The 12508-nt window shown below is 54.7% G+C and carries 8 protein-coding genes; all 8 read right to left on the reverse strand.

The features are described 5' to 3' along the window. Positions 1-61 precede the first annotated feature (61 nt). Positions 62-1243 (reverse strand): MFS transporter, encoded by a 1182-nt coding sequence (locus tag DEP07_RS14265; RefSeq protein WP_173595934.1) that lies wholly within the window; start codon positions 1241-1243, stop codon positions 62-64. Positions 1244-1404: 161 nt separating this feature from the next. Next, the gene (locus DEP07_RS14270; RefSeq protein WP_167470247.1) at positions 1405-2385 is read right to left on the reverse strand and encodes a helix-turn-helix transcriptional regulator; all 981 of its coding nucleotides are present in this window, start codon (positions 2383-2385) and stop codon (positions 1405-1407) included. Between the two features lie 49 nt (positions 2386-2434). Then, positions 2435-2731 (reverse strand): hypothetical protein, encoded by a 297-nt coding sequence (locus DEP07_RS14275; protein WP_122963346.1) that lies wholly within the window; start codon positions 2729-2731, stop codon positions 2435-2437. Positions 2732-2757: 26 nt separating this feature from the next. Further along, a complete protein-coding gene (locus DEP07_RS14280) occupies positions 2758-4422 on the reverse strand; it encodes an SWIM zinc finger family protein (protein ID WP_122963347.1) in 1665 nt (554 codons plus the stop codon). Positions 4423-4424: 2 nt separating this feature from the next. Continuing rightward, positions 4425-7895, reverse strand: a complete 3471-nt coding sequence (locus DEP07_RS14285; RefSeq protein ID WP_122963348.1) for a DUF4132 domain-containing protein — start codon at positions 7893-7895, stop codon at positions 4425-4427. Between the two features lie 26 nt (positions 7896-7921). Further along, positions 7922-9061 (reverse strand): VWA domain-containing protein, encoded by a 1140-nt coding sequence (locus DEP07_RS14290; protein ID WP_122963349.1) that lies wholly within the window; start codon positions 9059-9061, stop codon positions 7922-7924. Beyond that, the gene (locus DEP07_RS14295) at positions 9046-11427 is read right to left on the reverse strand and encodes a DUF5682 family protein (protein ID WP_287102636.1); all 2382 of its coding nucleotides are present in this window, start codon (positions 11425-11427) and stop codon (positions 9046-9048) included. Before DEP07_RS14295 ends, DEP07_RS14290 begins: the two co-directional genes overlap by 16 nt. Continuing rightward, a complete protein-coding gene (locus DEP07_RS14300) occupies positions 11388-12488 on the reverse strand; it encodes an ATP-binding protein (protein ID WP_173595930.1) in 1101 nt (366 codons plus the stop codon). Before DEP07_RS14300 ends, DEP07_RS14295 begins: the two co-directional genes overlap by 40 nt. Positions 12489-12508 lie beyond the last annotated feature (20 nt).

Raw genomic sequence — 12508 nt, forward strand, 5'->3', positions numbered from 1 at the left:
CATGCTGGGCGCACCAAAAAAAAGAGAGATTCGCAATCGAACCTCTCTTCATGAACAGTTCCTAGGAGACGCTGGCTGGCTGACCTCCGCGATGCTTGGCAAACACGAGCAAAGCAACGCACGCCAGCGACAGCGAGCAAACGAGATACGGAATGGACATCTGCCAGCTGTACAGCATCGTCCCCGCCAGCGGGCCGACAAACGAGCCGACACCCTGCGCCGCCCCTGTGTAAGAAGCCACAGCCGACTGTTCTTCCGCCGAAACGGCCAGAGACGCTGCCGTAATATAGCCGGGCAATGTAAATCCGATCCCGATTCCGTGGAAAAGAAAAGCGACGATGTACCAGGCCGGAGCGAGCATAAACAAAGTAAAGGCGACAAACAGCGAGCTCAACCCGATTTTCAGCAGGCGGGCGGGCTGCCATCTGAGATAACGCCCAACCAAAAGCTGCACGACAACGACAATCACACCCGCAACAGACAGGCCGACACCGATCGATTGCGCCGCTGCCTTATCGCTTAATTGAAGCTGATCTTGCATGTAAATCCCGCACGTTACTTGCAGCATGATCATGACGGTGGACAGCAACAGGCCGATCAAGATGTACAAGCGAATGCGCGGATCGGTCATCGAGAGCTTGACCGCTGCTTTCTTCACCTGACCGCCCTTGCTATCCGGCAAAATGATCCCGCTCAAAATAGCGACAACGACAAGCAACGCGGTCGATACATACATCGGGGAAGTGAACCCGATCGGCGTCAAAGCCGCCCCGAGAGCTGGCCCGAGAACAAAGCCCATCCCGCTCGCCCCTCCGAATAACGCCATGCCGGAAGCGCGATTTTGCGCCGTCGTCCATTCCATCAAGTAGCCTTGGGCCATCGTCGGAATCGCCCCGAAGAAAAAGCCGCCAACAGCGCGCAGCGCGAACAACTCCCAATACAGGACAACCGCATTGCCGGGAGTTGCTTTTGCCCAGTCAGCGAGTAAGGCAAAGCTCGCCAAGGTCAGCGTATACCCGAGAATCGCAATGACCATCAAGCGCTTGCGATTGGTGCGCGACCATTTCTCCCATAAAAAACTGCCGACGATCCAGAACAATCCGGTAATCGTCACCAGACTGCCCGACTGGATTTCGCTAAAGCCCAGCGTTCGCGCCAAAAGTCCCAAAATCGGATTGAAGGTAGCGATCGACGTCATCGCGACTAGGACGGTAGCGAAGATCATCCAAAAATGTTTTTTCAATCTGCTTCTCTCCTCTCATTCCTTTGCAAGCTGCAACGACTTGACGCTGCCGCCCATCTGATAGTGATTATCACTCGCGAAGCCGTCGCGCCTCTACCTGTAGCGGTTGTTTTTCTGCCTGCAAAAGAAGAAAAACAACCCGAACGTCGCTCGGGTTGTTGTTAGGAGAACTGCCGTCTTACGTATTCACTTGGGTTCATGCCGTATTGCTTGCGAAAAGCTGCCGTAAAATTGCTCGCATTGCTGTACCCGACAGCAGCGGCTGCCTGCCCGATGGTGAGCTGTTCCGTCTCCATGAGCGCCAGCGCTTTTTCCATCCGCGCCTGCCGAACCTGTTCGAAAATGCTCATGCCGTACATCTCGCGAAAGCCTTGCTTGAGCTTGCTCTCATTCATCCCCGCCATGCGGGACAGCTGGCGAATGCTGTACGGGTTCTCCAAGTTTTGCACAATCGTTGCCTGCACGCGAGCCAGCATCTCCACATCCTGCTTGCGCAAGTTGACGCTGCTGCGCGCTTTTGCCGTGCCGGGACTTTGGCTGACCAGCGCGATGATTTCCATCGCCTTGCTCTCCATGTACAACCGTTTGAGCGGCCCCTGGTACGTGCAAAAGAACATATCGTGGATGCATTTCTGAATCGCTGGTGACGTGTCATAAGGCTCTACGCCGCCCTGATGCCGATTCAAAAACGCTTCGAAAATCGAGCCATCCTCGCTTTGTTCGGAATAGCTGAGAAAATGCTCGGGACTCATGCGAATCTCCACGTGCTGGTTGCGAATCCCCGCTTTTCGTTCCAGGTACACCTTCTCGTCTGCCAAAAAGACGACGCTGCCTTCCTTGCTTGCGATCTGCTTTTCCTTGCCGTTCCAGGCGCAATACGTCTGGCCGCTCAAGCTGTAATTCAACTCCAGCAGCTGGAAGTTTTCCTGAATCGTGTACTTCATGTCTTCTTCCAGCAACAAGTCGGTCATGACGATCTCCATGCCAGGGCGAATCCGCAGCCGAGTGATGCCGCCCGAGCCGATATGCGCGGGAGCGATCGCCTGTTGTTCCCAGGAACGGTCAAGCAAAGTCGCCTGCATGGACGCCAGAAACTGCGGGAAATATTCTTGCATATCCGATAACTGTATATGGAATTTCATCGTCATCTATCCTTCCCCGTAACGGAAGGGAGCGGCTGGTCGTGCCCCTTCAGTCTGCCACTGCTTGTGACAGAGGCTTTTTCATCATGTTGACGTATTGTACCATATACAAATATCGTTCGGTCAACAACTCAACTCCCGCTTTTGCGTCGCGCATATAGTGGCCGCCCGCCTCGGCCAGACGTGCGATCAGCTCGGCAAGAAAGTCCATCCCGTATTCCCGCGCACTCGCTTCGAGGCGGGCGAGCGTTGCCAGGTCAGCAGACTCGAATTTGCGGATGCCTTTGAGCAGCATGCGCTCTACCCAATCTTCCAGTTTTTCGCGAAAAGCAAAAATCTCCTCCATGTGCGAATCCTCACACTCCACTGCCGTTATAAATCAAGCTTCAAGCTCGTCAATGATTTGCCTTGCAGCATGCTGATCGGGTACAGCTCATCCCCTCTGACTTGAACAAGCCAATACACGTCCCGCAGCTCCAGCAGCCGCTTGTTGTTTTCCAGATAGCGAATCGTTTTGTCGAACTCGCCCTGGTACGGAATGACAAGCGGGATGCTCTCGCCGTCGTGCGCTTCGACCGTAATGATCAGCTGCTGCGTGGCTGCTTCATAAAACACTTGCAGAACGGACTTCGTTGGGAGCAAAAAGACGTGCTCTGTCGCCTGCTCAAACAAGACGCCTGCTCCCTCGCCCATGCGCTCGGCCAAATCGCGGCACAGCGTCTCGCCCAGATCGAGTTCCTCGATGTTTTCCCTCGGCAACACGACAAGCTTCGTCTCATCGCTCGATGACAGCCGCTGCTCCCGGTTCGTCTTCGCACTCGTCAGGCTCACCTGGGAATGGGACAGCTCCTCCATCGTCACCAGTCCGCCCCATGGCGCCTTGCTTTTGTAGCTCGTCGCATACGTAAAGCTCGTTCCCTCGTAATAGACAGGCCGGGCCTCGGTATACGTGTAAATGCGTTTGTCTGCCAGCGAGAAAAAGTAATACGTCACACCCTTGTAGCCGGAGCGCGTCTCCCATGGATTGGCCCCCAGCGCGTACAGCGTCAGGTGCGGCACTGTGTGGTATTTGCTTTTAAAGCTGCCCAGCAGCTGTTTTTTCAGCTCCGGACGCTCGCTTTTTTCCAGGGCAGCCAGCCCCAGGTAGACGCGGGCCAGTCTGTCTAACAGCACGTCTTGCGAAAACTTCACGTGGCGCTGGAAAAACAGGCCAAGCTCTCCTTTGATCCCGCGCAAATCTTTTTCCAAGGCAGGCAAGTTCCCGTTATGGGCCGCAATCGCCAAAAGCTCGAAGCGCGTACAAACCGTCTCCGGCAGCTTCGCCAATCCGATTCCGAGCACTTCGGCCAGCAAAGCTCTCGCCTCCGCCGCCACCTCTGCGTCATAGCTGACATCCGTGATGTCTGCCTGCAACGCTTCCCGGTCGTCGATCTCATGGACGAGACGATAGCGCAAGAGGCATTCCAGCTTGTGAATGCAGTTGCCTTTTGCCTTGCAACTGCACATCGCCCGGCTCAGATCGGCTTCCTGGTCGAACGAAACTTCGACCTGTTGAAGCTGCAGCGTCACGGTCAAAAAGGACGTTTCCGCAACTTCCAGCGCCTCGCCGTACTCTAAGCGGAACAGCACTTCCTCGATCTGTGCCGCGGTAAAAGCCTGCAAAAAATCGGACGGATGAAGCTGCAACAACCAGCCAAAGTCAGGCTTGAATACGGCAGGCTCATCACCCGCGTCACCCATGCCAGCTGCTGGCTGATGCTGTGTGGCGTAAGCGACGATCGCCAGGATGACATGCTTGCATATTTTATCTGACGGGCACGAGCAGGAAAAACGCTCGATGTCTCCGTACAACAGGCACACGCTGTCATCCGACAGCGCGCACCTGACATGATCATCCATGAACTCATACGAAACCGTAACGCCCTTCTCGATTTCCTTGCATGCGCGATTGTAAAGGCCCTTGTTGGCATACTTGATCAAATATTCCTCGTTGCACAGTCCGATCCATCGCTGAAAATCGCTTTTGAAATCTGCCATGATTACTTCCCGGTAGCACGCACGACATCGTAGAGCGTTTCACTGAAAATCCGCGCCGGAAGCGTCGCCAGCTTCAAACGGTCGATCGGCTTGAAGTACATGTACTTGTACTGGCTGTCGTCATTCGGGTAAAAAGCGAGGCTCTCCAAAGTGACGTCATCCATGCCGTCGTAGTACGAAATGCTCGCTCCGCTGATTTTCAGCTCGGCCACGACATTGCCGTACAGCTTGTAAAACTCGTAGTAGAAGCCCGCATCCTGCGGAGTGCCTTTGATCCAGCCGTATTTCTCCATCGTTTTGGCAAAAGCGGTTGGCGTGTAGGCGCCGTCCGGGAGCCGCAGCACTTCGTCCGCTTTCAGTTCTTCTTCTGTCGGCAGGAACAGTTCGCGGTTCAATTGGTCAAACGGCTGGGAAATTTCGTAATCTTCCAGCTGAGTGCGCCAGCCTGCCAGCGTCTCTTCGTCCAGCTCCAGCGGATGCACCAGGCCGATTTGCGCTTGTTCTGGCAACTCGTATTCGTCCTCGTCAACGGTGTTGAACGTTCCGTCATCCATATAGCGGAAAGTGGCCGCGAGCGAACCGTCCTCGTAAACGCCCCAGATCAGGCCAATCGCGAATTTTTGCATCAGCACATTTTCCACAAACAGGCGGTTCCACGCTTCTGTCGTCCAGTAGCGCGACTTGGACAACGATTCTTCCAGTCGCAGCGCCTGCAGCTTGACCATGCTTTTCAGGTCTTTTTTCAACTGGGCAAAAGTCGCTCGTGCCTCTTCCGCCAGCTGCTGATCGTCTTTTTGCGTCGGAGCAGGCAAATTTTTGACCGCCTTGCCCGTGCTGTCGTTGGTCACTTCCAGCTCCAGCTCGTTGCTGACTTTTACCGTAAACGTGCGTTCGCCATAAGAGAAAACTTGCTTGCCGGACGCATCGAAGCCAAGCTGGGTAACCAGCCGATCTTCCAGTTCTTCCGCTGAAATTTTCAGGTTGGCCGCCGCCATGCCCAGCGCTTCCTCTGCCGCAGAGCGGACTTGCTTGTTTTTGATCGTCCGTTTGATCGAATCGATCTGCCGCAGCGCTGCCAAATCTTCCGAGAAGGACAACGCCCGCACTCCTTCTGCGGCGAGCGCTCCGCGGGAGTAGTCCGTCCATTCCTTGATCATCTGGCTGATCGTATCGACCGTCCGTCTGTCACCGAGCGCAATCGCGAGCGGCATGACCCATTTTTCTTTTGCCACCGCTCCCTGGTCGAGCCACGCACGAAGCACTTCGGCAACAAAATCGGCGGCCGACGCGGCGGTGAACTGAGCTTTCAGCAGCAACACGTGCGGAGATGGGGCCGTTGGCGATTCCAGCGATTGCGTCAAAATGTACTCGATCAGCTCTTTGCCCAGCTCGTTGCCTTGCTCGTCGCGCAGTTGCGGGAGCAGTTCGATCGGCAGCCATTTGATCCGGGCGAGCTTGCGCTTGTCGATCAGATTGCCCAAGTTGGCGATGCTGGCATCTGGCCCTTGGCCGTCTGCCTCGATCAAGTTTTCGAGCAGCGCCTTGAATTTGCTGTTTTTCTCCTTTTGCAACAGGTCCGCAAAAATGTCTTTGCGGTTATCCAAGGTGCGAATCGCATCAAGCGCCCACTCCTTGACTTTCGCTTTCTTTTCCGTGGTGTACACTTCTACGCACAGTTCCTCGTCCTTCGCGTGCAACAAAGCCGCATTGGCGAGTCCCGTCACTTTTTTCGACGAATCGGACAGACCGAGGCGAATGGCCTGGTTGCGCACCTCGCGCGACACAGGCTGGTTGGCGTCCAGAAGCGTTTCCAGCACAAACAGGCGAACTTCTGTATCAAACTTGTCGAATGCGTCGAGGCATATTTGCGGATAGGCGCGAACGAGCGACTGATAGTGCTCTGCTTTGACTTCTACGTGGTAGTAGAGAGAATTTTTGATCGCCAAAATTTGGTGAACAAGCTGTTTGATATCTGTCTCAGGATCTTGTTCGTACATGCCTACCAGCTTGATCAAGTCGTTCTGGAAAGCATGGACGTAGCACATATGTCCAACCATGCGCCCCGACTTGCCGACGAATTTGCTCATCGCCGCCGTGAGTCGAGCTACAAAAGGATGCTCCACTGGCAAGAAGCTGAGCAAAATCATTTGCTGTCTGACGCGGTCGAAATCTTCCAGATGGACGTTTGCCAGCGCTTCTTCCAGCGTGTCTTTGCCCTCCAAATAATTGGCCAGCTTTTGCGTTCCTTTCATCCGGCGCAGCGCATCCAGCGCAATCGCTTCCAGCGTCGTGTCCGCAGTGGACAGGTCGACTCCCTGATCGGTCAGCTTTTTGTACAAATACCCTTTCACAATCGGAATCGCAGCGATGTCCAGGGCGCGTCTGGATTTGCCGAGGTCAGCCAGCACGACCTTTTCCAGCTGCTCCCAATTGGTAGGCGGCTGGAGCAAGTGGCTTCGCATGGCTAAAAGCAAGTCGTATGGCTCCTCCATCTTCACGAGCTCGCGCAGGCGGACGTCGTGATCCAAAATGTCGAGCGGGTACAGCTCGAACATCACTTGCAAAGCCGCGAGCAGCTCGCGGTCGCTCTCTTCAGGCTCCGCGAGAAACGCTGTCATTCCGCCCTTGACATGCATCCGGTAATACGCCAGGCTGAGCATGATTTCGAAGTAGCGCTTCAAATGCCTCTGATTAAGCAAAGAGCTTTCCGGTGTAGATTCATCCGGGAAATGCGTCTCGCGCAATTGCGCTTTTTTCTCCTTGCAGTACGCCGGATAGAGCGACTCGCTGGTCAACGTGTTGCTGTTGACTGGCAGCACGGCAACTTTTTTGGCCATTTGCCATATTTCCGCGACGTATGCACGGGTATCGCCCGTCACCAGGTGGTAGTAAACAGGCTCAAGCTTCTCTCCCAATGATTCCAGCAGGTTTGGCGAGATAGCGTAGGCGTAGGCGAGCAAAAGGATGTGCTTGGAGCGCGCAAAGACAGAAGTGTAGTCCCGGCTGATGCTTGCCCGGTAGTCTTCCACCGTTTTGCGCAAAAACTCGCGGAACAACGGCATACCGAACTGCTCCACAGTCTTTTTCATCGCGTCATACGATTTTTGCTCGACAGCCAGAAGCTCTTGCAGGCGGCTTGCATCCACGTCGACGTCGCGCAACTCAATCGCATCCAGGAAGCAGCGCTCCATGACGTTTTGCTTTTCGTAAAAGCGGTGGCTGGTCTTGTACAATACTTCCGCGGCACGATAAAAAGCGGTCTCGTCTCCGCGCTTTTTCAGTTTGTCCAACTGCGGCATGAGCGCATATCCGTAATAGCGCTGATCTTCGACAATCGGCGGGCATTCGTTTGTCTCTTGCGTCAAGTAGTCCGAGATGCTGTCGATCAAATGAGCGTTCTGCGGGCTGTCTGATTTGTAGCGCTCCAAAAATGTCCCAATGATCGGATGGGCGTCGAGTTTTTTCAGTACCATCTGGCTTCCTCCCTTGTCTTCCCCGTTTATTTGATGATCTTGCCAATCCATTGCGATAGCTGGTCAGGCGTAAGCGCAGCGACGTGCGCGCCCATGTCCGCAAGCACGCGGGCAGCATGCTTGTTGTATGTAGCGTTTCCGTTGAAATCAAGCGCGGTCAGCACGAGAAACTTGCAGCCTGAATCGATGATCTCTTTGCTTTGGCGGTACATCTCTTTGATCGGATAACCTTCCTCCAGGTCGCTGACCAAAATGAAGATCGTCTTGGACGGATTCTCCAAAAGCGACTTGCCGTAGCGGAGCGCCTGCGCAATGTGAGTCCCCCCGCCCAGTTGCACGCTCATCAGCACATCGACCGGGTCATCCAGCCTGTCGCTCAAATCGACGACCTTGGTGTCGAAAATGACCAGGTTCGTTTTCAGCGCCGCCAGCTTGTAAAAAATGCTCGCCATCACGGCGCTGTAAATGACCGAGTCCATCATGCTGCCGCTCTCGTCGACGACGATCACGATGTTCCATTTGTTGTGGTGCTGGATGTTGCTGTGAAAATACAGCTCGTCGATCACAAAGCGCTTGTTGGCCCGGTCGTAGTTTTTCAAGTTTTTGCGAATCGTTTTGTGGACGTCCAGATTGCGCATCGTTTTCGTGTAGCCGCGCCGGAAACGGTTGCGCTTGCCCACGATGCTCGTCTGGATTTCCGCTTCCAGTTGGCGGCGCAGCTCCTCGACGACTTTGCGGACGATTTCCTTGGCGCTTCTGACGACCTCGCCCTTCATCCTGCCCTTGAACTGGAGGATGTTTTTCAGCAGGGTCATGTTTGGCTCAAGGCTTTCCAGCACTTTTTTGTCTGTAAGCAGCTCGGTCATGTTGTAGCGCTCCAGCGCCTGCTTTTCCAAAATTTCCACCGTTTCTTTCGGGAATAGCTTGCGGATTTTTTGCAGCCAGGTCGGCACCGTCAGCGTGGAGCCTTCCCGGCCGCCTTCTTTGCGGTAGCCTTGCTCTTCGCCGTGCTCCCGGCCGTACAGGAAATCGAGGATCGAATCCAGCTCGCGGTAGGCAAAATCGGAGCGGCTGTAGTCACCGCACTCTTCCAGCGCATCTTCTGCCTGCGCGCCTAACAGAAGCCGCCAGCGGTTCATGGCTTCCCGCTTCAAATGAGGTTCCATCTGGCAAACTCCCCCCTGATCCTGTCGTCAAGCAACCGCGCCCGCTGCAAAACTGGCTCGGCAACGGCTGGAGCCGTCATTTCTTCGGCTGTCGTCTCGAACAACGCCCCGACTTTTTCCGCCAGCATGCTGATTTCCATTGGTCCGAAAAACGCGAAAGCCAGCCGAAGCTGCGGCACAAGCTGCAAAAAACTGTCGTAGTCGAGCCTGATAATCATCTGGTTCAAATCGGACAAGATGCTGTCATCGTCAAACAAATAATCCCGGCCGACGAGGAAAACACCGTGCAAGTAGGCGGCGGTGTGCTGCATCTTTTCCGGTGTGCCGAACATGTAAGCCCGTGCCCTGACGCTGATCTCCCCGCGCTCCAAGGCACCAAGATTGCACAAAATCGCGGCGGCGGCCCCTTCCAGCATCGCTGGCAACGTCGGAACCGCAAGCAGCGTCTCCAGTTGGTCGAGAAAAATGTCACGGGAAGCTTCCGCCTGTTTTTGCTCGCTGATCATGTACAAAAATTTGAACTGCTCGGCGATTTCCGGGCATTCGTCAGGGTTGGGGCTGCTCAGCTCGGAAATTTTCGCCACAGCCTGGTAGTACACCTCATCGACAAGCGACTCCAGCCGTGCCGTGTCTGTCAATCCGAACAAGCGCCTTTGCTCGTGCAAAATCGAAAGTGTTTTCAACGTTTTGCACAAGGACAAAAAGTGTCCGTCTTCCCTGACTGCCGACACGACAGCTGCAAACAACCGCTCGCCAAGCTTCTCCAGTCCCATGACAACCGCCATGAGCAGCCATTTCGCCAACATGTGGCTTTGGTGCTGCGGCAGTTCCATCATCATTTCTTCCAGCTTTTGCGCCGCCGCTTCTTTCACGGTTCCGCCGTAGACAGAAGCCTCGATCAACCGCGCCTCCACGTAGGAAGAATAGCTGTAGCGCCACGTCTCGCGCACGAGATTGACGTACTTGTCGTTCAGCCAGTCCGGCCCGGCTTCCTTCGTGCAAAACTCCGTGCCCAAAAAGTGGACACAGTGCAAAAAACGGCTCGCTTCCCTGTGCGATCGCTTGGCGTACAATTCCAACACTTTTTGGTTGCGCCCCGTTGTCGTAATCGTCAGTTTGAACGCTTTGCACGTTTCCTTAAAATCGCGGACAATCGGGACGTCGAGGTCGTTGGGCGCCACTTCGCCGATGCCTTCGCCTGTCATCAGCTCGCGCAGTGTCTCGATCGGCTTCGCGGTGGCGATGGAACGCTCGCCTTTTGTAAAGGCAGACAGCACGGAGTCTTGCAGCTCATACGCCCCGCCCTCCGACTTTTCGCGCATCACGGCAAGTCCGCTGATCAGGCTGTACGCCTCAATCGCATCTGCCGTCGAGACGATCTCGCCCTTTTCGCGCAGCCGCTTCACGAGTTGCGCCAAGTACGACAGCGCGCTTTTTGAAAAAGGCGTCTGCTCCTTTTTCCCCATGGCATTCCATACTGTCTCGTAATAGTGGACGTACGGCATGCCGCTGGCGTAGCCATTCAGCTGGTCGGCTTCCTGGTAGGTGTACACCATCGGATATATTTTTTCGTCTTTGACTTTTTGAATCTTGTAAGCCGTCTTTCGGCTCTCCAAAAGCCCGTATGTATGAAACCCGCCCGTCACCACGAGAATTTTTTGATATTTCTCTTTGGCTTCTGCAATTTTTTGGCGCATATGCGCTTCGCGGATCAAGTCTCCCTCTGCTTCGAGCGTGGCGTCGTCGTAACATTTTCGCGACAAATAGCAGTAGGCGAACACGTCTTTGACAAACTCTCGCGTCGGCTTGCGAATGCCTTCGACCTCGAAAACCCGCTCCCACAGTTCGTCGAAGTTGCGGCATCTCATCGTTTCGCACAGCCGGGCAATAAATTGCGACCCGGCCAGCATCCGCTCATCGTGGTAGGAGAGCTTCTGGTTCTGCTTTTTCAGATCGTGTCCGTCTTCCATGCTCTCCAGCCGACTGCCGTAGCCAAGATCGATGAAAGCGGCGGGAATCTCCCTGCGCTTTGCCTCGACGAGGGCCACATACTCCGGCGAATAGGTGAGAAACGGGAAATAGCAGACGTATTTTTTCTCGCCCGAAGCGTAGGCGTAGTAGATGCTTACGGGCGGCTTCGTCTGCTCAGCCGTCAATATCGGGATGAGATGGTTGCTGTTGTCCGGCCCTTCGATCAAGATGATCTGCGGCTCGTATTCCGCAATCGTCTTTTGCAGATGAAAGGCGCAAGCAGGACTGTGGTGCCTGATCGGAAAATAGACGACCTGCTTCGCCAGATCGTATACTTCCTGCTCGACCAGCCTGTTTATTTGATCCATTTCTTCTCGTTGTAGTACGCTCCCCATAGGCCCTCTTCCTTTGCCCGTTCTTTGACCACCTTCGTGAAGTACGTTTTCAGCACGCCAGCATCCTTCTGGTTCTCCTTGACGACAGCTCCCTGCAAATTTTGCACGAGTCGCTCCATCGTCATCGGCTTGCCTTCGTAGTAATGAGCGGTCATCGCGCTTTGCACGTACACCGATACAGCTTCAGCCGTGCTCATCACCGATTGTGGCGAGTCGATTTTGTAGCCTTCCTTCGTCTGCCCTGTGCGCAGTTCCATGAAAGTCGTCGCCAAAATTTCCACGACATCGCGGTCGATCTCGATATCCACGCCGCTGCGCTGCAAGATCATTTTCGCCTGCGATTCGATAATTTGCGCTTCCATTTTCACGTGATTGATCGGCGCAATCGTCTCGAAGTTGAACCGACGCTTGAGGGCGCTGCTCATCTCGTTGACGCCCTTGTCTCTCAGGTTGGCGGTGGCGATAATATTGAATCCGGGCTTGGCAAACAAAATGCCGTCCGCAAGCTCGGGAATGTTCATGACTTTGTCGCTCAAAATACTGATCAACACGTCTTGCACTTCAAAAGGGCAGCGAGTGATTTCCTCAAACCGGGTAATAATGCCTTTGTTCATCCCCGTGTACAAAGGCGATGGAACCAAAGCTTGCAAAGAAGGACCTTTGTCCAGCAGCATGGCGTAGTTCCACGAGTATTTGATCATGTCTTCGGTCGTGCCTGCCGTACCTTGAATCGTGTTGGTGCTCGTGCCGCTAATGGCAGCAGACAGCAGTTCGCTCAGCATGGTCTTGGCTGTTCCCGGTTCGCCGACCAGCATCAGGCCGCGGTTTCCAGCAAGTGTCACAATCGCTCTTTCGATCAGGGCATCGTCGCCGTAAAACTTCTTCGTGATCTCGATTGCCTCTCCCTCGTAGGGAAGCGGTTTGTCAGCACCCAAGATAAAGTCGCGGACCGCTCGTGGCGACATTTGCCAGTTTGGCGGCTTTGCTCCCGTATCGTTGGCCCGCAACGCATTAAGCTGCGCTGCGTACAAGACTTCCATAGGCGGCTTCATCGTTTCCATCCAAATGCCCACTCCGTTTC

The sequence above is a fragment of the Brevibacillus sp. genome (genome assembly GCF_003521185.1).
GTDB lineage: Bacteria > Bacillota > Bacilli > Brevibacillales > Brevibacillaceae > Brevibacillus > Brevibacillus parabrevis.